This window comes from Pollutimonas subterranea (genome assembly GCF_002849655.1).
Classification (GTDB): Bacteria; Pseudomonadota; Gammaproteobacteria; order Burkholderiales; family Burkholderiaceae_B; genus Pollutimonas; species Pollutimonas subterranea.
In genome coordinates this window covers 42,383-63,336 of sequence record NZ_PDNW01000013.1, presented here as the reverse complement: position 1 = coordinate 63,336, position 20,954 = coordinate 42,383, and the positions used below count along the sequence as shown (strand labels likewise).

The 20,954-nt window shown below is 58.4% G+C and carries 21 protein-coding genes; 9 read left to right on the top strand and 12 right to left on the bottom strand.

All coding sequences use genetic code 11. From position 1 onward, the window contains the following. The first annotated feature begins 22 nt into the window (after positions 1-22). From CR159_RS14945 to CR159_RS14925, 5 genes are all read left to right on the top strand, one after another. Positions 23-1,390 (top strand): aspartate aminotransferase family protein, encoded by a 1,368-nt coding sequence (locus tag CR159_RS14945; RefSeq protein WP_102074763.1) that lies wholly within the window; start codon positions 23-25, stop codon positions 1,388-1,390. Further along, a complete protein-coding gene (locus tag CR159_RS14940) occupies positions 1,362-2,075 on the top strand; it encodes a GntR family transcriptional regulator (protein WP_102074762.1) in 714 nt (237 codons plus the stop codon). Before CR159_RS14945 ends, CR159_RS14940 begins: the two co-directional genes overlap by 29 nt. A gap of 68 nt (positions 2,076-2,143) precedes the next feature. Next, a complete protein-coding gene (locus CR159_RS14935) occupies positions 2,144-3,085 on the top strand; it encodes a DnaJ C-terminal domain-containing protein (protein WP_102074761.1) in 942 nt (313 codons plus the stop codon). A 2-nt stretch (positions 3,086-3,087) separates the two neighbouring features. Continuing rightward, positions 3,088-3,411: a chaperone modulator CbpM gene (locus CR159_RS14930; RefSeq protein ID WP_102074760.1), complete on the top strand. Its 324-nt coding sequence runs from the start codon at positions 3,088-3,090 to the stop codon at positions 3,409-3,411. Positions 3,412-3,471: 60 nt separating this feature from the next. After that, entirely contained in the window at positions 3,472-4,020 is a 549-nt protein-coding gene (locus CR159_RS14925; protein ID WP_102074759.1) for an NADPH-dependent FMN reductase, read from the top strand. A gap of 28 nt (positions 4,021-4,048) precedes the next feature. Here CR159_RS14925 and CR159_RS14920 read toward each other — a convergent pair whose 3' ends face one another. Both CR159_RS14920 and CR159_RS14915 read right to left on the bottom strand, forming a co-directional pair. Beyond that, positions 4,049-4,345, bottom strand: coding sequence for an acylphosphatase (locus CR159_RS14920; RefSeq protein ID WP_102074758.1), 297 nt, complete (start codon positions 4,343-4,345; stop codon positions 4,049-4,051). Between the two features lie 34 nt (positions 4,346-4,379). Beyond that, complete coding sequence (locus tag CR159_RS14915; RefSeq protein WP_255398890.1) at positions 4,380-6,245, bottom strand: glycoside hydrolase family 15 protein; 1,866 nt, start codon at positions 6,243-6,245, stop codon at positions 4,380-4,382. 187 nt (positions 6,246-6,432) lie between these two features. On the opposite strand from CR159_RS14915, the gene CR159_RS14910 reads away from it, so the two are divergent. Continuing rightward, entirely contained in the window at positions 6,433-6,858 is a 426-nt protein-coding gene (locus tag CR159_RS14910) for a universal stress protein (protein ID WP_102074756.1), read from the top strand. Between the two features lie 4 nt (positions 6,859-6,862). Here the strand turns inward: CR159_RS14910 and zwf are convergent, their stop codons facing one another. Both zwf and gnd read right to left on the bottom strand, forming a co-directional pair. Beyond that, positions 6,863-8,263, bottom strand: coding sequence for a glucose-6-phosphate dehydrogenase (zwf, locus tag CR159_RS14905; RefSeq protein WP_102074755.1), 1,401 nt, complete (start codon positions 8,261-8,263; stop codon positions 6,863-6,865). Next, a complete protein-coding gene (gene gnd, locus CR159_RS14900) occupies positions 8,260-9,279 on the bottom strand; it encodes a phosphogluconate dehydrogenase (NAD(+)-dependent, decarboxylating) (protein ID WP_102074754.1) in 1,020 nt (339 codons plus the stop codon). The genes zwf and gnd overlap by 4 nt, the downstream gene beginning before the upstream one ends. Before the next feature lie 76 nt (positions 9,280-9,355). Here gnd and CR159_RS14895 point away from each other — a divergent pair, with 76 nt between their 5' ends. After that, a complete protein-coding gene (locus tag CR159_RS14895) occupies positions 9,356-9,838 on the top strand; it encodes a peroxiredoxin family protein (RefSeq protein WP_102074753.1) in 483 nt (160 codons plus the stop codon). A 3-nt stretch (positions 9,839-9,841) separates the two neighbouring features. On the opposite strand, the gene CR159_RS14890 is transcribed toward CR159_RS14895, so the two are convergent. The 8 genes from CR159_RS14890 to CR159_RS14855 all read right to left on the bottom strand — a co-directional run bounded on the left by CR159_RS14890 (position 9,842) and on the right by CR159_RS14855 (position 17,954). Next, the gene (locus tag CR159_RS14890; RefSeq protein WP_102074752.1) at positions 9,842-10,600 is read right to left on the bottom strand and encodes a slipin family protein; all 759 of its coding nucleotides are present in this window, start codon (positions 10,598-10,600) and stop codon (positions 9,842-9,844) included. Between the two features lie 15 nt (positions 10,601-10,615). Next, the gene (locus tag CR159_RS14885; protein ID WP_102074751.1) at positions 10,616-12,007 is read right to left on the bottom strand and encodes an NfeD family protein; all 1,392 of its coding nucleotides are present in this window, start codon (positions 12,005-12,007) and stop codon (positions 10,616-10,618) included. A gap of 25 nt (positions 12,008-12,032) precedes the next feature. Further along, positions 12,033-12,416, bottom strand: a complete 384-nt coding sequence (locus CR159_RS14880; RefSeq protein ID WP_102074750.1) for a DUF488 domain-containing protein — start codon at positions 12,414-12,416, stop codon at positions 12,033-12,035. A 28-nt stretch (positions 12,417-12,444) separates the two neighbouring features. After that, positions 12,445-13,842, bottom strand: coding sequence for a class II fumarate hydratase (fumC, locus tag CR159_RS14875; protein WP_102074749.1), 1,398 nt, complete (start codon positions 13,840-13,842; stop codon positions 12,445-12,447). A gap of 78 nt (positions 13,843-13,920) precedes the next feature. Next, on the bottom strand, positions 13,921-14,946 hold the full coding sequence (locus CR159_RS14870) for a type I glyceraldehyde-3-phosphate dehydrogenase (protein WP_102074748.1): 1,026 nt from the start codon (positions 14,944-14,946) through the stop codon (positions 13,921-13,923). A 36-nt stretch (positions 14,947-14,982) separates the two neighbouring features. After that, positions 14,983-15,762: an SDR family oxidoreductase gene (locus CR159_RS14865; protein WP_102074747.1), complete on the bottom strand. Its 780-nt coding sequence runs from the start codon at positions 15,760-15,762 to the stop codon at positions 14,983-14,985. Then, entirely contained in the window at positions 15,759-16,922 is a 1,164-nt protein-coding gene (locus CR159_RS14860) for a glycerate kinase (protein ID WP_102074746.1), read from the bottom strand. Before CR159_RS14860 ends, CR159_RS14865 begins: the two co-directional genes overlap by 4 nt. Positions 16,923-16,970: 48 nt before the next feature. Then, positions 16,971-17,954, bottom strand: a complete 984-nt coding sequence (locus CR159_RS14855; RefSeq protein WP_102074745.1) for a D-2-hydroxyacid dehydrogenase — start codon at positions 17,952-17,954, stop codon at positions 16,971-16,973. A 102-nt stretch (positions 17,955-18,056) separates the two neighbouring features. On the opposite strand from CR159_RS14855, the gene CR159_RS14850 reads away from it, so the two are divergent. Continuing rightward, a complete protein-coding gene (locus tag CR159_RS14850) occupies positions 18,057-19,901 on the top strand; it encodes an alpha/beta hydrolase family protein (protein ID WP_102074744.1) in 1,845 nt (614 codons plus the stop codon). 52 nt (positions 19,902-19,953) lie between these two features. Continuing rightward, complete coding sequence (locus tag CR159_RS14845; protein ID WP_102074743.1) at positions 19,954-20,562, top strand: glutathione S-transferase family protein; 609 nt, start codon at positions 19,954-19,956, stop codon at positions 20,560-20,562. Positions 20,563-20,954 lie beyond the last annotated feature (392 nt).

Sequence of the window (20,954 nt, the reverse complement as noted above, 5' to 3'; positions counted from 1 at the left end):
ATTTCACCCGTCAGGAGCCGCCATGCCTTCGTTTTCCCCCGCCCAGAGCCGCGACATCAAACACCAGATGCACCCCTATACCAATGACGTCGCCCATAAAACCATCGGGCCCCGCATCATTGAACGCGGCGAAGGCATCTACGTCTATGACGACCAGGGAAATAAATTCCTTGAAGCCATGGCCGGCTTATGGAGTGTGGCGGTGGGCTTCGGGGAACCGCGGCTGGTCGATGCCGCCACCCGGCAACTGCAAAAGCTGCCCTATTACCATACCTTCACCCACAAATCCCACACACCTTCCATCGAGCTGGCCGAAAAGCTGGTGAACTACACCCAAGGCCGTATGTCCCGGGTGTTCTTCACCAACTCAGGCTCCGAGGCCAACGACACTGTGGTCAAGATGGTGTGGTACTACAACAATGCACTGGGACGGACTAATAAGAAGAAAATCATTTCACGCCAGCGTGGTTATCACGGCGTTACCGTGGCGTCAGCCAGCATGACAGGGCTGGTTGGCAACCATCGCGATTTCGACCTTCCCTTGCCGCAAATGAAGCACACCAGCTGCCCACACTTTTATCGGGAAGGTCGGCCCGGCGAATCCGAAATCGACTTTGCAAGCCGCATGGCCGCCGACCTGGAAGCCCTGATTATCGAGGAAGGCCCTGAAACCGTAGCGGCGTTCATCGGAGAGCCCGTCATGGGCGCCGGCGGCGTCATCGTGCCGCCCGATACCTACTGGGAAAAGATTCAGGCGGTCTGCCGCAAGTATGACCTGCTCATCATCGCCGACGAAGTCATTACCGGCTTTGGGCGCCTGGGCAAGCGTTTCGGTTCCGATGCCTTTGGAATCGAACCTGACATCATGGTGCTGTCCAAGCAGATTACATCTTCGTATCAGCCGCTGGCCGCCGTCATGCTCAACGATACCGTTGCGTCGGTCATTTCGGACCACAGCGGCAAGCTGGGAAGCTTCGGGCACGGTTACACGGCAAGTGGCCACCCGGTCGCCACCGCGGTGGGCATCGAGAACCTGAACATCATCGAAGAGCGAAAACTTGTCGAAAATGCGGCGACAACAGGAGCCATCATGCAGGCCGCATTGCGTGAGCTATCCGGACATCCGCTGGTTGGCGAAGTACGCGGGATAGGCCTGATTGCCGCCGTGGAACTCGTGGCCGACAAAGAAAGCCGGCGCCCCTTCGATCCACTTGGCAAGGCCGGCGCCGCCGTTTACGGGCGTGCCCACGAGAACGGCCTGATCGTCCGGGCCATTCAAGACACCATCGCGTTTTGCCCACCACTGATCATCACTCCCGAGCAGGTCACCGACATGGTGGCACGGTTCGCAAAGACGCTCGATGAAGTCCAAGCCTCCCTCTCGGCCTGACGGCGTGCTCCCGGAGACTCGCCAAAACCAGTTTGAAAACCTCGCGTCACCCGCTCTACTCCAGGAGCAGGTGTACCGCCAGATCACCGAGAAGTTGATCACCGGCGAATTGCGTCCTGGCGACCAACTGGTTCTACGCCAGTTATCGACGGCCATGGGCACGAGTCCCATGCCTGTGCGCGACGCACTCCAGCGCCTTGCCGCACAGGGTGTCCTGGTCGGCAAGCGCACGCTTTGCGTACCCACCCTCTCGCCACGGGAACTTGCGGACATCCGTGACATCCGCCAGACCCTCGAAGGTCTGGCGGTGGTGCGGGCGGTGAAACAGGCAGACAGCGAAGGACTGGCAACGCTGTCCAGTCATTATCGCCAGATGGAAGCCGCAGCTCGAAACAATGACCTGCACCACTTCTTGAAGGCTAACGCGCATTTCCACCTACATATTGTGCGCATGGCTGAATCCCCGGTACTGACCGGCATTATCGAACCGTTGTGGCTGCGACTGGGACCCGCCATCAAACTGAGCGAGCAGGAACAACGCCAGCTGCATCTCACCTTACCGATCCACCGCAGGATCCTGGACGCTTTTAACGCACGCGACGTGCGTGCCGCCGAACAGGCACTGCGCGAAGACATCCTGGACAGCTTTGCCTCCTTGCCAGGAAATTTTTCGTCGTTAGAATAGGCATATCAGTTGCTGCGGCACCAAGCTGTGCTGTAATCCAGCCGTTCGTGGGGCATTTCGGGGGTTTGATGAAATACGTTGACTACTATAAGGTGCTGGGCGTCGAACGCGATGCCACGCTCGCCGACATAAAGAAAGCTTACCGCAAGCTCGCCCACAAGTATCATCCCGATATGTCCAACGGCACGGAAAACGAAGAGAAATTCAAGGACATCTCCGTCGCCTACTCCACCCTTAAAGACCCTGAAAAACGCGCGGCATACGACGAATTGGGCAGTCACCGTCCTGGCGAGGACTTTGTTCCACCCCATCAGTGGCAGGAGCATTTCCAGGAAGGCAACAGCAATTTCGCCGATGTCGATTTGGCGGACATATTGGCGGCATTCGCCGCCGCCCAACACCCGGATCGCCGCGGACGGACCCAGTCACCTATGCATGGACCCGACTTTGAAGTACCGGTCCCCGTTACCCTGGATCAACTATACAGTGGCGCCGAAACCGAGATCAGCGTGTCTATCCCCGAGCATGACGCCCAGGGTCTGTTGCATCATGTTCCCAAGACATTTCGCGTTCGCATTCCCAAGGGCGCAACCGAAGGGCAACGCTTGCGCTTGCCCGGGAAAGGCGGCACCGGTGTGCGCGGCGGAAGGCCCGGCGATCTTTATCTCGTCATGAACATACAGCCCCATAAGCTCTATCGGGTAAGTGGCGGCGACCTGTACATCGATTTGCCCCTGGCGCCTTGGGAAGCGGCATTGGGCGCCACCGTGCAGGTGCCCACCTTGGGCGGGCCGGTGGAAATGACCATCCCACCCGGCACCACGTCGGGCCGCAAACTGCGCCTGAGCAAGCGGGGCCTGCCCTCCGCCAACGGCGCCCAGGGCGATCAATATGCGGTTGTGCGCATCGATGTGCCCAAGACCCTGACCCCCCATGAGCGCGAGCTGTTTTCGCAGCTCGCCAGTGCGTCGGCCTACAAGCCATGGGCGCAGATGAATGCAGGAGGCTGATCATGACCGTTCATATAACCGAAAGCGTCTGGCTGAACGCATCCGATATTTGCTCTTTGGACCACCTTGTGCAAGTATCGGGCTTAAGCAATGAAGCGCTGCTGAGTCTGGTCGAGGCAGGCATACTCGAACCCGCAAATAAAGATCCCGATAATTATTTTTTTTCCGTTGATTGTATTGTCATAGCCCGCAAGGCGCGCCGCTTGCGCGATGATTTCGAACTCGATGCAGAAGGCCTCGCCGTCGCGATCAACTTGCTGCGCCGTATCGACAGGCTCGAAACCCAACTGCAGGCACTGCAGGCCCGCCTCTCGCAAGGCAGCTAGTCCAAATGTTCATCCTCGTCTGTTTCACAGGCTTGCCGCTAAAACAAACCGGAGGTCACCATGAGTCAATACCAGATCGCAGTTATCGTAGGCAGTCTTCGTCGGGAATCCTTTAATCGCAAGCTTGCCGATGGACTGGTCAAGTTGGCCCCCCAAGATTTCTCCTTCAAGCAGCTCGAGATCGGCGACTTGCCTCTTTATAATCAGGATGACGACAACAATCAGGCGCCAGCCGTTCAGCGGCTCAAACGCGAAATTGCCGCGTCCCAGGGCCTGCTTTTTGTCACCCCTGAATACAACCGGTCCATACCGGGTGTTCTGAAGAACGCCATCGATAACGCGTCCCGTCCGTATGGCCAGAGCGCATGGGCTGGAAAACCGGCAGGGGTCATCGGGGCATCAGTCGGCGCCATAGGAACAGCCATGGCCCAACAACACCTGCGCAATATTCTCGCTTACCTTGATGTTCCCACACTTGGCCAGCCCGAAGCCTTCATTCATGCAAAAGAAGGGCTCTTCGACGAGCGCGGCGATATTGGCGCCGCCAGCAAAGATTTCCTGCAAGCCTGGATGGACCAATACGCGGCCTGGGTCAAAAAACACGCCTGATCAACATGGCTGCAACTGCGGCATGGGGTCAGATCTGTTCGAACCGGTCGAAATAACGCTCGGTGATTTCTTCCTGGCTAGCCACCTCCTGAACCCGGGCCGCGGGCGGGCCCATGTGCAGCCAGGACAACATACGGTCGACCTGGTCATGTGGCCCTTGCAGCAATGCTTCAACCGAGCCGTCGTCGGCGTTACGCACCCAACCGGTGATTCCCAGCATATGGGCATGCCGCACGGCCGCAATTCGGAAGCCCACCCCTTGGACGCGCCCGGTAATGCGAACTACCAGTGTTTCGACATGACTGTCGCGATGTAGCTTTTTCATAATAGTCAGAAGGTTCCGTTTACAAGCAGCGCTATTATGTCACCGACACGTTGCCGATATCGTTGTCCAGCGCCGTGGCTTGTTCAGCGGTTTCCTGATGGGCGCGTTTGGCGGCAGGCGCTCTTGCGCGGTGCAGGTTGAGTGCGGTATTGATAATGCCCACGTGGCTGAATGCCTGTGGAAAATTGCCCAGCATGCGGCGCTCATGCGGATCATATTGCTCTGCCAGCAAACCAACGTCGTTGCACAGCCCGGCAAGACGATCAAACAGTGCGCGCGCGTCATGGTCGCGACCTAGCAGCACATAAACGTCGGCAAGCCAGAAAGAACAAACCAGGAAAGTGCCTTCGCCCGGCGGTAGGCCATCTACGCCGGCTTCGCTATCGTAACGCAGCAACAAGCCATCCTTCATCAGCCGCTTCTCGATGGCAGCCACGGTGCCGAGTACGCGTGGATCGTCGGCGGGCAGAAAGCCGGTCAGGGCAATATGCAGAAGGCTGGCGTCCAGGCAATCGGCGCCGTAATGCTGTACGAAGCTGCCAAGCACAGGGTCATAGGCTTTGCTGCAGACTTCGGCGTGGATCTCGTCGGCGATGCGCCGGCAGTTGGCAGCAAATTCCTTCCCGTTCTTCATGGCGCCCGCCACCATTGAAATGCGGTCAAACGCTACCCAGGCCATCACCTTGGAATGCGTGAAATGTTGCTTCTGCGCTCGAATTTCCCAAATGCCTTCATCGGGATTCCGCCAAGCCTGCTCGAGAAAAGGCACGATGGCTTCAGCAATGGCTTCGATACGCGAATGCGGAGGCAAATGACCTTCTATCGCTTGCGCCATGGCATCCGCTACCTCGCCGTACACATCCAGCTGGGTCTGTGTGGCGGCGGCGTTGCCGATGCGAACGGGCTGGGAGTTTTCGTAGCCGCTTAGCCAGGGCAACTCGTATTCGGGCAGATACCGCTCGCCGGCAAGCCCATACATGATCTGCATCTGGTCGGGGCTCCCCGCTACGGAACGTGTCAACCAATCACGCCACGCATGGGCTTCGTCGAAATAACCGAGACTCATGAACGCAAGCAGCGTCATCGTTGCATCGCGCAACCAGCAATACCGGTAATCCCAGTTGCGCTGGCCGCCCAACTTCTCGGGCAAGGACGTCGTCGCAGCCGCGACGATGCCGCCGGTCGGCAAATAGGTAAGGGCCTTGAGCGTCAGCAGAGACCGTTTTACCAAGTCCGTATAGGGACCGACGTCTGGACAACGGCTGGAGAATTCCTGCCAGAAATACTTGGTTTGGGCCATAGCGGCCCTGACGTCGAAAGGATCGGATAGCCGTTCATGCGACGGCTGATGCACCAGCGTGAATACCTCGCGCTCGCCTTCGGTAACGGTAAAGCTTCCTACCGTTTCATGGCCATGTCCCTCCAGCGGGACGCGGCAGCGCAACACCAGCAGGTCAGGGCCGGCTACCGCGGTATGTGTCTGCGCATCGGGGCTTTCGACCCAGGGGACGGTACGACCGTAGTCAAACCGGATAAGCAAATCAATATCAAAATGAACCGTGCCTTTTACGCCAACCACGATGCGTACTACGCTTTGCGACGAAAGGCTTGAGGGCATGAAATCGATAAGCGTGGCCACGCCCCCATCGGTGGTGAAGGTCGTCTCCAGTATCATCGTACCGTCGCGGTAGGCTCTTTCCGTGTGCCTAACCGGATCGGACGGCGCTATCTTCCAGCGGCCATTGTCACGCGTGCCCAGCAATGCGGCAAAACACGCTGCGGAGTCAAACCTGGGGAAACACAGCCAATCGATAGAGCCCTCATTGGACACCAGCGCCGCTGTTCGGCAATCGCCCAACAAAGCATAATCTTCAATCCTGACGGTCATAAACCTCCACAAAAAATTCGCACGGCCATGTTGAACAAGCCGTTCCAGACGATAGCCTTAAGAAGAGTAAAAAGGCCTACGCATTCTTGATATAAATCATGACGCCGTTTACTCTATCTTCTAATATAAAACAGCTGCCCCTGTTATGCTACCCGAAGCCAACAGGCGATATTTGCAGCGAATTCTTCAAGAGGTGTCCATGAGAACCATACTTATTCCGGTAGACGGCTCCGAATCATCCAATCGGGCTGTAAAGTCCGCCATCAAAGCCGCTAACGAATTCGGGGGTGCCACCCTGCACGTGCTCACCGTGCATCCGCCTATCGTCTCGGGCAACGTCAAGCGCTTCTTTTCCATTGAAGCGCTCAATGATTATTACCAGGACGAAGGCCGCAACGCCTTGCTATCCGCCAAGGCCCTGCTGGATGAGGCCGGCGCAAGCTATACCGAAGAAATTGCTGTCGGCCCGGTCGCCCAGACCATTGCAGACGTCGCCAAGAAAAAGGAATGCGACCTGATCATCATGGGAACCCGCGGCCTGGGGGCTGTCACTGGTTTTGTCCTGGGCTCTGTGGCCACAAAGGTGCTCGGCTTGGTCGACATTCCCGTAGCACTCGTCAAGTAAGCATTCAAGCCGGATCGGCATTGTGCCAGCCGCCGTAGTCGGCGATAAGCGCATCGGCCTGCTCCGGCCCCCAGCTACCCGGATCATACGGCCATGAAGCATGATGGTCTGTCAGCACGGGTGCAAGCACTTTCCACGCCGACTCAATGGCATGCTGGCTGGTGAACAGGGCCCGCTCGCCGGCCATGGCATCGGCCAGCAGACGTTCGTAGGGCATTTCCTCGAACGGATCCACGTCCAGCAAATACAGCTCGCGCTGGTCGCCCACAAACTCCTTGCCTGATCGCTTGACCCGCGCAGCCAGGGCCACCGCCGAATTCGGTGAGATACGAAACCGGATATAGTTGGCCCGCCCGTTCTCGGGCTGCGAGTCTGAAAAAAGCTTTTGCGGCGGCGCCTTTAATTGCACCAGGACCTCCGCAACATCCTCGGCAAGACACTTGCCGGAACGCAGGAACCATGGCACTCCCGACCAGCGCCATGAATCGATGAACAGTCGCAGTGCGCTGAACGTCTCTACATCGGATAGCCCGTCGACATGAGGCTCTTCCCGGTAACCGCGATACTGGCCACGCACCAGGTCGTCCGCCTGTACCGGCCTCATTGCCTGGAATACCTTCGCCTTTTCAGAATGCACCGCCGCATAGTCCTGATAGACCGGCGGCTCCATGGCCAGCAAGGCCACGATCTGGAAGAGGTGATTCTGGATAACGTCGCGCAGGCAACCGGCGGTTTCGTAGAAGGCACCGCGATTCTCGACGCCAAAGGTTTCAGCCAGCGTTATCTGCACGCTTTCGACGTGATCCCTGTTCCAGATAGGTTCAAGAAAAGAATTCGCAAAGCGGAAATACAGGATATTCATGATCGCTTCCTTGCCCAGGAAATGATCGATCCGGAATATGGCGTCCTCCGGGAACACCGAGCATGCCACCTCGTTAAGCCGGCGTGCCGATTCCAGGTCGCGACCGAATGGCTTTTCCACAATGACGCGCGCACCATCCGCCAGTCCCGCCGCCGCCAGGCCGGTCATGACGGTGGCGAACAGCGACGGCGGAATGGCCAGATAATGAATCGGGCGCGCAGCATGGCCAAGAACCTTCTTCAGCCGCTCGAACGTGCCCGGGTCCTTATAGTCGCCACTTACGTAGTGCACCAGATCCAGCAGACGTTCCAGCGCGGGCCGATCGTCGATGTCGCCGGCAAGCCGAACGCTGTCTTCGATACGCGCTCGAAGTTGTTCACGGGTCAATGACGACGACGCCACACCGACGACGGGGACCGTCAATCTGCCCTTCTTTACCATCGCATAAAGGGCGGGGAAGATCTTTTTCTGTGCCAGGTCGCCCGTCATCCCGAACAGCACCAGGCAATCGGAAGCATGGCCGTCGTTTCGGGACGGAATCATGATCCGGAACCTTTCGGCTTTTCTATGTGTCCACCGAATTGCTTCCGCATGGCTGACAAGACGCGGTTGGCGTATTCGGCATTGCCACGCGATTCAAACCGCGAGAACAACGCCGCGCTGAGAACCGGCGTGGGCACGCCCTGGTCAACCGCCGTCGCCAGCGCCCAGCGCCCTTCTCCGGAATCGGATACATGACCGGTGTAGTCCTCAAGCGCCGCATTGCCTTGCAACGATCGGGCAGTAAGGTCGAGCAGCCACGACCCAATGACACTGCCACGCCGCCACAGTTCGGTGATCTCAGGCAAATCAAGGTCATACTGGAAATGTTCGGGGTAGCGCAACGGAGTCGTTTCGGCATCGGACTCACGTACCTGCTTGCCAATATTCGCCTTGTGCAGAATATTCAACCCTTCGGCGTACGCCGCCATCATTCCGTACTCGATGCCGTTGTGCACCATCTTTACGAAATGGCCGGCCCCGTGTGGGCCGCAGTGCAAATAACCCTGGTCGGCGCTGGTCTGCACCCGATCAGGAGTGACTGGCACTGTGCCCGCACCCGGCGACAATGCCGCAAATATGGGTTCGAGGTGGGCAAACGTAGCGGCTTCGCCACCCACCATAAGGCAATAGCCTCGCTCGAGGCCGGCCACGCCGCCGCTGGTACCCACATCCATGTAATGGATGCCCTGCGCAGCCAGCTCGGCCGCACGTCGTATGTCATCGTGATAAGACGAATTGCCTCCGTCAATGATGATATCGTATTCCTGCATCAGTGGCGTCAATTGCGCGAGCACCTTGTCGACCACGGCGGCCGGGACCATAAGCCATATCGTTCGCGGGGCGGCCAACTGGGCGACGAGGTCCTGCAGCTCGGCGCACGCGGTGGCTCCAAGCTCGACCAACGGCTTTGCCGCAGCTGGATGAGCATCGTATACCACGCAGTCGTGCCCGTTACGCAACAGGCGCTGCACCATATTGCTGCCCATTCGGCCTAAACCCACCATCCCGATCTGCATTGCTTTTCTCCAGAAAAATAAAACCTTAACCTATAACATCGCCGATTGCTCCTTGACCCTTATCCATGAGGTACGTATGAGCGCTCCATCCTACGAATACGCCGCAGCCTGGCAGGTCAGCCAGTGGATGAATACCCCTGACGACCTGACGCTGGACTCCTTCCGGGGCAAGGTCGTGGTCGTACACGCTTTCCAGATGCTGTGCCCGGGCTGCGTCAGCCACGGCATTCCGCAGGCCAAAGCCATACACAACGCTTTTCCGCTGGACAAACTGCGCGTTGTCGGTCTGCATACCGTGTTCGAACACCATGACGCCATGGGGCCGGTGTCTCTCAAGGCTTTCATCCATGAGTACCGCATACCTTTTCCCGTGGGCATAGACCGGCACTCGCCCGACAATCCCGTTCCTTTGACCATGCAGGCATATGGGCTGCAGGGAACCCCCAGCCTGATCCTGATAGACCAAAAAGGCTATATCAGACTGCATCATTTTGGACAACTGGACGATCTGCGCGTGGGGGCGGCCATAGGCCAATTGCTTACCGAAGGCGCCACCTGACAATCAGATCTTCTTGTTCACCAGGGTCGACAGTAAATCGACGGGTATGGGGAAAACAAGCGTAGAACTTTTGTCGCCAGCGACTTGGGTAAGGGTCTGCAGGTAGCGCAACTGCATCGCGGAAGGTTGAACGGCGAGTATCTCGGCCGCTTCCATCAAGGCCTGTGCCGCCTGCTTTTCGCCTTCGGCATGGATGACCTTGGCACGGCGTTCGCGCTCGGCCTCGGCCTGGCGCGCAATGGCTCGGACCATGCTTTCGTTCAGGTCGATGTGCTTGATCTCGACGTTAGTAACCTTGATTCCCCACGAGTCGGTCTGTGCATCCAATATTTGCTGGATATCGAGATTAAGCTTCTCACGCTCTGACAGCATTTCATCGAGCTCGTGCTTGCCCAGTACCGCGCGCAAGGTGGTTTGCGCCAGCTGGCTGGTGGCTTCGAGATAATGCTCGACCTGGATAATCGCCCGTTCTGGGGCCACGACTCTGAAATACAGGACGGCATTGACCTTTACCGAAACGTTATCCCGCGAGATGACGTCCTGACCAGGCACATCCATGGTGACGACCCGCAAGTCCACTCGTACCATTTGCTGCAATATCGGTATCACGAAGATCAGTCCCGGACCTTTCACCTTGGTGAATCGACCGAGGGTAAAGATGACGCCGCGTTGATATTCGCGCAGGATCTTGATGGCATTGATCATCACCAGCAGTACGACGATGATGATAACGGTCAAGGCAATATTTACGCCGTAAAACATGGTTAACCCCCTAGGTTAATGTCGAATCATTGGTGCCGGCCCCGCACGTGTCACCTGAAGAGTCAGGCCATCCATGGCGACCACCCGGACACGGTCGCCCAGCGACAATGGCTCTTTGCTGCGCACCCGCCAGCTCTCGCCACGAAGCTCGGCATAGACGGTGCCGTCGACCACACTGCTTACAACGCCTTCGGTCCCAAGCATCTGTTCACGGCCGCTGACTATCGTGCTTCGACGTGATCGCGATACCATCATGCCCGTCAACATGATCAGGCCCGCGCAGGAAATCGCAAAGCCCACAAGAAACGGGAGGGACACATCGAACTCAGGGATTCCGGTATCCGTAAGGAATAAGCCACCAAGGACGAACGCGACGATGCCCCCGAGCCCCAGAATGCCGAAACTGGGCAGAAAAGCCTCGGCAATCATCATCGCCGCACCGGCTGCGGCAAGCGCCACCCCCGCCCAATTCACGGGCAGCATTTGAAATGCGTAGAGGCCCAGCAGAAGACAAATGAGGCCTGCGACACCCGGCAAGGCGACTCCCGGACTGGTCAATTCAAAGAACAGGCCGTAAATGCCCACCATCATTAAAATCAGTGCAACTTGCGGATTCGCCAGCAAGGACAGTACACGGCTGCGCCAATCCGGGACGATGCGCACAATGGCGGCACCGGCCGTTTCCAGCTGTACAGATTGGCCCGAGCCCAACGTGACCGTTCGGCCATCGATTTTCTGAAGCAGATCGCTGGTATCGGAAGCAATGAGGTCGATGGCACCGGCTTTCAGGGCTTCCTGCGCCGGCAGGCTGCTGGCTTCGCGCACCGTTCTCTCGGCAAAGTCGGCGTTGCGATTCCTTAATTGTGCGAGGCTGCGGATATAGGCCGCCGCATCATTGGTGACCTTGTCCGTCATTGTGCTGCCGTCAGATTTTTTTTCAGCGCCTTCATCGGACGCGGGAGCCGTATCGCCCCCGCCTATGGAAACGGGCGTAGCGGCGCCCAGATTACTGGCCGGCGTCATTGCCGCCACATGGCTGGCGTAAAGAATGAAGGTTCCGGCACTGGCGGCGCGTGCTCCGCCCGGGGCGACGAACGTGGCCACCGGAACTGGCGATGCCAGGATGCTGCGGACGATGGATCTCATGGACGAATCCAGCCCGCCCGGCGTGTCAAGTTCAATAACGATCAACGCCGCCTGTTCCTGCGCGGCCTGCTGCAGGCCGCGCACAATGAAGTCGGAGGATGGAGGACTGATAATGCCATCCACCTGAAGCACCAGGACGGTGGGGGTTGAATTGGCAGGAACGGTTGTGTCGGGCGCCGCAATGGCCACTCCCGGCACCAGCCACGAAAAGCCCAGCGCGGCGAGCAGCATGGCGCATATGATCGCCCTGATCCTGATCATGTCGGCCTCCTTGACGAGGGAACACTCAGTATAGGCCCATTATTTCAGTTGCCAAGACCCGGGCGTGGTTGTGGTCCACGTCTTTGGCTGCGTATATCAGGGTAATCGGCCCACCTTTGGCCGACGAAATCAGCTGCTGCATGCGCTGCTTTTGTTCCGATGCCTGCAACTCCAAACGATAGCGTCTGCAGAATTCTTCCCAGTTGGCAACTTTATGTCCAAACCACGTCCGAAGGGCGGGACTGGGCGCGAGATCTTTGTTCCAATCGTCGAACACGAGTTGATCGCGCGAAACGCCACGCGGCCAAAGCCGATCGACAAAAACGCGGTAGCCATCATCAGAGTCCGCCGGGTCGTAAGCCCGTCTTATACGGACTTCCGGATGTTTGCGTCCCGCGTGCGATGTCATGGCTACACCTCCTGTTGCAGCGCCTGCGTTAACCCGGCTGTGTCATGTTGATGGGCACGATCCAGGCATCGTATTCCTGTGCGCTGACATACCCGAGTTCGAGTGCCGCCGCGCGCAAGGTAGTCTGTTCTTTCTGCGCCTTCTTGGCAATGGCGGCCGCCTTGTCGTAGCCGATATGGCGATTCAGCGCCGTTACCAGCATAAGATTCTTCTCAAGGTTATCGGCAATGCGTTCACGATTGGGCTCTATGCCTACGGCGCAATAATCGTTGAACGCCAGGCACGCATCGCTTAGCAACGCTATGCTTTCCAGTACGTTGTGGACCATGATCGGCTTATAGACATTCAGCTGGAAATTGCCCTGGCTGCCGGCAAATGCGGTAGCCGCGTCGTTGCCGAACACCTGTACGCATACCATGGTCATGGCCTCGCACTGCGTTGGATTGACCTTACCCGGCATGATGGATGACCCCGGCTCGTTATCGGGTATGACCAGTTCACCGATGCCGCAGCGTGGCCCGCTGGCCAGCCATCGCACGTCGTTGGCCATCTTCATCAGCGCGCCGGCCAAGGTGCGCAGCGATGCCGATAAACTGACCAGTGCATCGTGTGCCGACAAGGCAAAGAATTTGTTGTCGGCAGACCGGAAAGGCAGGCCGGTCAAGGCTTCGATACGGCCGGCGGCCACCTCACCGAAACGGGGGTGCGAATTCAGGCCTGTCCCCACGGCGGTGCCACCTATTGCCAGGTCATAGATACCCGGCAGGTCGGACTGGATCCGGTCCAGGGCAAAATCGATCTGGGCTACCCAAGCGCCGATCTCCTGGCCCAGCGTTATGGGCGTAGCGTCCTGCAAATGGGTGCGCCCGGTCTTGACCACGTCATCGAAGTGTTCCGCCTTCATGGCGAGCGAATTGCGCAGCTTGCCTACCGATGGAAAGAGCTGGACGGCCAGTTCCTGCGCCACCGCGATATGCATGGCCGTGGGAAACGTATCGTTCGATGATTGGCCCCGATTGACATGATCGTTCGGGTGCACAGGCGTCTTGCTGCCTCGTTCGCCCCCAGCCAGTTCAATGGCACGGTTGGCGATCACTTCGTTGGCATTCATGTTGGACTGCGTACCCGACCCGGTCTGGAATACGACCAAAGGAAATTCATCGTTGAGGGTCCCATCGATAACTTCGTCGGCCGCCCTGACGATGAGTTCGGCGATATCGCCGGGAAGCTCGCCAAGATCGGCATTGGCCTGAGCCGCCGCTTTTTTCAGGATGCCCAGCGCCGAAATGATGGGCGGCTGCCATTGAAACCGGGCAACCCCTATGGGAAAGTTCTGGATTGAACGCTGGGTCTGCGCCCCCCAGTATCGTTCGGCCGGAACGTCGATCTCGCCCATGGAATCTGTTTCTTTACGCATTGCCGCCATCGTGTGCTCCTTATGCCAGTAGGTGAACGCTGCCGTAGCCCCACAACTATACGCTTCCACCCGTAACGCTGCTGACGCCTAGAACCGCTCCGACCACACGGCAGATACGTCGAGCATGCGGTTGGCAAATCCCCATTCGTTGTCGAACCAGACAAACAGGTTGGCAAAACCGTTGCCGTTGGTACGCGTCTGGCTACCGTCGATAATCGCGGAATGGGGGTTGTGGTTGAAGTCTATCGAGGCATGCGGATGATTGGAATACGATAGCAGGCCGGGATAGCGGTTCGTCGCCTCCATCAATAGCGCGTTCAGCTGCTGCGCGGTGACATCACGGTCCAGTTTCACCATCATGTCGATAGCGGACACGTTAAGTATCGGCACCCGTATGGCCTTGGCCTGCACTTTGCCGGCCAATTGGGGTAGAAGCCGCTCCACACCTTGCGCCAGTCCCGTTGCCACGGGGACGATAGACTGCATGGCCGATCGTGTGCGGCGCAGGTCGGCGTGATGGTAACCATCGATAAGAGGCTGATCGTTCATGACCGAATGCAGCGTCGTCAGGAAAGCGTGGTCGACGCCGTATGCATCATCCAGCGCCGACAATACGGGAATAACGGCGTTAGTGGTACACGAAGCATTGGACACAATGCGCTCCTGGCCGGACAAGGCTTCGTGATTGATGCCGAAGACGACGGTAGCATCGACATCGCCGGCGCTGTTTCCCGGTTGCGAAACCAGGACACGGGGACATCCCGCGTCGATGAAGCGCTGGATTTCATGGCGGGCGCTGTACTGGCCCGAACATTCCAGCACGATATCCGGGGCAAGGTTTACCCAATCCACTTCTTCCGGCGTGCGCGCGTGGCTAACGTGGATATCGCTGCCATTGATGATAAGGCAGTCCGCACCCTGCTCGACCTTGCCCGGAAATACGCCGTGCGTCGAGTCGAACTGGGATAGATACGCCATGGTCGCCAGATCGGCCGGCTCGTTGATGCCAACGATTTGAAGACGGTCTTTCAGGGGCGACTCGTACAGCGCACGCAGTACACAGCGGCCAATGCGGCCATAGCCGTTGATGGCAAGACGAACAGGACGGCTCATGAATAAATGCTCGGAGAAAAGGCTACGAAAAAGGAATCAGAACGTGACGGAGAATCCGCCGTCGACAACGAGGATATGTCCATTCACGTAGGAAGAACAAGGCGCCGCCAGGAATACGGCAGCGCCGCCGATTTCGTCGGGACGCGCCCATCGTCCCAATGGATTGCGGCCCACCACAACCGGCCCTTTTACCGGATCGGCGGCGAGCTCGGCATTGGACTCTGTGGCGAACGTGCCGGGCGCTATTCCGTTGCTGGTAATGCCGCTGGGTCCGTACTCCACAGCAAGGGCCCGTATCATGCCGCACAAACCCTGCTTGGCGATGGGATAAATGGCATCGCCCAACCGGGCCAGCTCGCCGGCAATCGAAGTCAGCGTGATAAGCCGGCCCTGAAGACCATTATCGGCCATGGCCCCGGCGGCCAGCCTGGACAGTTGCACGGCAGCGATCAGATCCACATTGATCAGTTCGATGATGTCCTGGAGCGTTGCTTCGCCCAGTGCCTTGCGAATCCGGATGCCGACATTGTTGACCAGGATATCGGGCGTACCAATACTCCTGCATAACTGCGAGAAAGCCAGTTCCTGATCGGCAAGCCGGCTTATGTCCTGCACAAAGGGATACGCATCGTGGCCTTCCGCAATCAGGGCCTTTACTATCGTCGAGACGCGTTCGGCATCGCGTCCATTGATGATGACGCGTGCACCACTGGCGGCATAAGCCCTGGCGATGACAAGCCCCAAGCCCTGGGTCGAGCCGGTAATCAGGGCGGTTTTCCCCTGCAGGGAAAAATCGGGTCTGAAAGATGTGCTCATGAACGGCTGGCCTTGGCGGGTTGCGCCGCCCGCCCCGCCGCCAACCACAAGCGCGTGCAGTCCCCGGCGCGCTGGCGCAGAAAGTCGGACGTGTTGCTGCACGCATGGTCCAGCGTGATGGGTCCAGGGGTAAGGCTGAACGCGGCGGTAATACCGACTTCATACAGTGCTTCGTACCCTTCTCCCAGCGACCCTGCAATGGCGATAACGGGAATGCCACGCCGACTGGCGTACTTGGCCACGCCGGCGGGCGTCTTGCCCAGCAGCGTCTGGGCATCCATGCGGCCCTCGCCGGTAAACACCAGGTCTGTCGCATCGAGTGCCTCGGCAAGCCCTGACAATTCGGCGATAAGCTCGACGCCCGGCCGAAAAGAGGCGTTAAAGCACGTTTTCACGGCAAAGCCCAGGCCACCGGCTGCCCCCATGCCCGGGGTGTTCTTTTCGTCTTTGCCCAACTGCGCCGCACATATCTGCGCAAAATGCGCCAGCGCCTCGTCGAGCACCGCTACGTCGTCCACGGTTGCGCCTTTTTGTGGCCCGAAGATCGCGGAAGCACCCCGCGGCCCGCACAACGGGTTGTCGACATCGACCGCGATCTCGAAACTCACGTCTTTCAGGCGCGTATCGAGACCGTCAAGGGAAATACGGGCCAGGCGCTGCAGCGCCGCACCGCCCAGAGGAAGTTCCTTGCCATTCTCATCAAGCAGATTCGCGCCGAGCGCCTGAATCAGGCCAGCGCCCGCATCGTTGCTGGCGCTTCCGCCCAGGCCCAGGACAATATGACGGGCGCCCGCGTCTAGCGCTTCGCGTATCAACTGGCCGACGCCATAACTGGTCGCCTGCAGTGGACGACGCTGCTCCGGCGGAATCTGCTCCAGGCCTGCCGCCGCCGCCATCTCTATGAAGGCTTTGCCATCGCCCAGCCAGGCCCAGCTGGCGTCACAGGCCTGATCGTTGGCATTGCGCACCCTTGCATGGCGCCGTTCTCCCGAGGTTGCTGCCAGGACGGCATCCAGCGACCCTTCGCCCCCGTCGGCCATGGGCACGCATACCACGTCGGCGTCAGGCATGGCTTCACGCACCCCGCCGGCAATGGCTTGTGCCACGTCCCACGCGCTGAGGCTTTCTTTGAAGGAGTCAGGGGCAATCACGACACGCATAATGAAACAACCTTTAAATAAAGACGGGGTGAAGAAGAATGATGTGGCTTAGACCGACGCGGGCGCTGCGACAACGTTGCGGGGAGAACCCTGGTAATGAGCCTCGATGTTGTCGATAAGCTGGTCAGCCAGGGTCTGGATGGCTTGCTCGCTGGCCCATGCCACGTGCGGCGTCAGTATGAAATTGGGCATGTCCAAAAGCTGTACCAATGCGTTTTGATTGTCGGGCGGTTCCGGTGTTGTCACGTCGAAGCCGGCGGCAGTAATTTGCCCCTGGCGCATGGCAGTCACCAGGGCCGGTTCGTTGACCAGCCCGCCGCGTGCTGTGTTGATCAAGATAGGCTTGCGCTTCATGAGCGAAAATTCGCGAGTACTGATGAGGTCCCGGGTGTGGTCATTCAGTGGACAATGCAGGGTAATGATGTCGCTTTCGGCCAGGAATTGATCGAAAGGCGTATAGCCGGCGGACTGATTGGTGTCACCCTTGCGGGCCGCAAACAAAACACGCATGTCCAAAGCCTGTGCGATGCTGGCCACTGCCTTGCCCAGTGTGCCGTTGCCCACGATCCCAAGCGTCGAACCGGCCAGGTCTTTGATGGGGTAGTCGAAGTAACAAAACTGCTGGGCATCGTACCAGCGCCCTGCCTTCACCGATTCGCGGTACGCCACGATGCTGCGTCGCAGTGCAAAGATCAGCGCAAATACATGCTCCGGTACCGTGTTGATGGCATATCCGCGGATGTTGGACACCACGATGCCCTTGCGTGCGCACGCAACGAGGTCAACGTTATCGGTGCCCGTCGCCGCAACCGCTATCATTTTCAAATTGCCGGCTTGCTCTATGGCCTCTTGCCGCAGAGGCACCTTGTTGGTGATGACGATATCGGCGTGCGCGATGCGCTCGGCCACCTTGTCACGGGTGGTACGGCCATAGATAGTAAGCTCGTGCTCGAACGACACCGGCCGCAGGACGGTTTGCGGCGATATGGTCTCGCGGTCCAGGAAAACAATTTGCACAGGGCGTTGCGCCATAAGACATCCTCTTTCTAGTATAAGACAGCCGCCACATCATAGCGGCCTATCCTATATAGTAATAGGATTCTCTCTTTATTCCGCACCACCGGATTTTCATTTATGCTGCCAAGAATCTATCCCGTCACCGACTTCTTCCGCAACCCGGCCAGGGGTTTTTTCCGGCTCTCCGACGATGGGACGATGCTTGGGTTCATGGAACCGGCCATCGTAAGCGAAGGCCCCGCGCGAATGAACGTCTTTGTGCAGGACCTCGATGGCAGCACCCCTGTCGGAACGCCCAGACAGCTGACTCATGAAAGCGAGCGCGACATCAGCCAGTACTTCTGGAAAGGCGCCGACACTGTCATCTACGAAAAGGACTTCAAGGGTGATGAGAACTTTCACATATTGACCGTCAACGCCAAAAGCGGACAACTGACCGACTTGACGCCTTTTTCAGGAGTACGCGCCAGCATCGAGGACGACCTTCCCGACGACCCTGAACACGTCCTGATCAGCCATAACCAGCGCAATCCGGAAGTATTCGACGTCTACCGGGCGAACATTCTTACCGGTCAATTGGTGCTCGTCGCCGAGAACCCGGGCAATATCGTGGGATGGCAAACCGACCACCAGGGACTGGTGCGTGCCGCCATTGCCAGTGACGGGTTGGATAGCACCCTGCTGTATCGGAACACCGAGGCCGACCCGTTTCGTCCTATTCTCTCTACCGATTTCCGCACCGTCGTAAGTCCGGAATTTTTCACCTTCGATAATCAAAAACTCTACGCCTTAAGCAACCGCGGGCGAGACTGCCTGGCGTTAGTCATTATTGACCCGGCGCATCCTGATATCGAAGAGCTGGTGTTCGAAGTGGACGGTGTAGACCTTGACGGCGCAGGCTACTCACGATTGCGGCAGGTGCTCACCGTAGCGGTGTACCAGACCGACAAACCCAGATATCGCTTCTTCGACGATATCAGCGCGCAGCGCTACGCCCGAGTATTGGAAAAGCTGCCCGGATACGAGATCGCGCTGCAAAGCGGTACACGCGATGAAACCAAGTACATCGTGGCAGCCTATAACGACCGCACGCCGGGCAGCCGCTATATCTACGACGCGAATAGCGACACGCTGGACAAGTTGGCTGACATCAACCCGGCGCTGCCCGAAGACGATATGGCAGCCGTGCAACCTGTAAAGTACCAATCGCGCGACGGCTTGACCATTCATGGTTACCTGACGCTGCCGGTGGGCCGCAAGCCGGAAAAATTGCCGTGCATCATCAATCCCCATGGCGGACCCTGGCTGCGGGACAGTTGGGGTTTCAATGCGGAAGCGCAATTTCTGGCCAACCGGGGCTATTGCGTGCTGCAAATGAATTTCCGGGGCTCAACCGGTTATGGGCGCAAGTTCTGGGAAGCCAGCTTTGGCCAGTGGGGCCTGGGCATGCAAGACGACATTACCGACGGAGTTCGGTGGCTTATCGATCAAGGCATTGCCGACCCGGCGCGTATCGCCATCTATGGCGGCAGTTATGGCGGCTATGCCACGCTGGCGGGCATTGTCTCGACACCCGACCTGTACGCGGCAGCCGTCGACTATGTAGGTGTGTCGAACCTGCTTACGTTCATGAATACCATACCGCCCTACTGGAAGCCCATGCTCACCAAAATGCACAGCATGGTGGGCGACCCGGTCGCCGATCGCGAGCGCCTCGAGGCAACGTCGCCGGCGCTGAATGCCGACAAGATCAAGACCCCCCTGTTTATTGCGCAGGGGGCCCATGATCCGCGCGTCAATAAAGACGAAAGCGACCAGATGGTCGCTGCCTTGCGCTCGCGCGGCGTGGACGTTGAATACATGGTCAAGGATAACGAAGGCCATGGTTTCCATAACGACGAGAACAAATTCGAGTTCTATGAAGCCATGGAAGCCTTCCTACGCCAGCACCTTGACCCTTGACCTTTATCCTCGCGCTTGCCTGTAGCGCGGAACTTTCACGGAGTTTGTCCCTATGAAGCTGTATTACCTCCCCAGCGCCTGCCCCCTGGCCTCGCATATCGTTCTGGAATGGATAGGAAAGCCCTATGAAACGCAGTCCGTGGGACGCGATGAACTCAAGCAAGCCCCCTTTCTTGCCTTGAATCCACTCGGCGCAGTCCCGGTGCTGGTCGACGGCGATTTCGTCCTGACGCAAAGCAATGCCATCCTCGAGTACCTGGCCGAGCTTCACCCCGAAGCCGCCCTGATGCCCGACACCCCGCGCGAGAGAGCCGAAACACGGCGCTGGCTGGGGTTCTGCAACGCAGACCTGCACCGTACATTCAGTACCATATTTGCCGTTGGCTACTACACCGAAAACGCGGACTTCCAGCATCAGCTCATTGCCAAGACCGCTGCGAAACTGGTGCAGTTGTTTGGGGTCATGGACAAGCAACTGGAAGGCAGGCAGTGGGTCACAGGAAAACGATCCGTCGTAGACCCCTACCTTTACACCGTGTTGCGTTGGGCCCATGCTAAAAACGTGGACATCGGCAACATGAAGAATTTGCAAGCGTTCGCTGCCCGAATGGACGCAGACCCCGGAGTCCGCACAGCATTGAGTGCGCAGGGCCTGTCATAGCCGAAAGCAGGCGAACCCGGGCCGCTTCTGCCTAACGAGCGTATTATGTCTAGAGCATTTTTGGTCGAGGTGTTTACAAAGCTCGCTGCAGCGCGGGGGCACTGGGGACGGCTTTTCGTTCTTGAGCAAGGCGACAAAATGCATATTTGATTTAGAACTGGAATCAGGCCATAAGGCCGGCAAGTTTCCTATCGCGCAGTTGTCCGGGGTGGGTGTGGGCAATCCGGCGTGTAGGCGTGCGCCGCGGGCTGACGAAGGGAAGCCGGGGGTGTCGTCGGCCGCTGTCTGACCGGAGCGCAGCAATGGGAGTTCGGCAGACGCCCGGCTGGACGAGGCAGACGCGGAAACAAGCACGCCGTGCCGGACTGCCCACACCCACCCCGGACAACGTC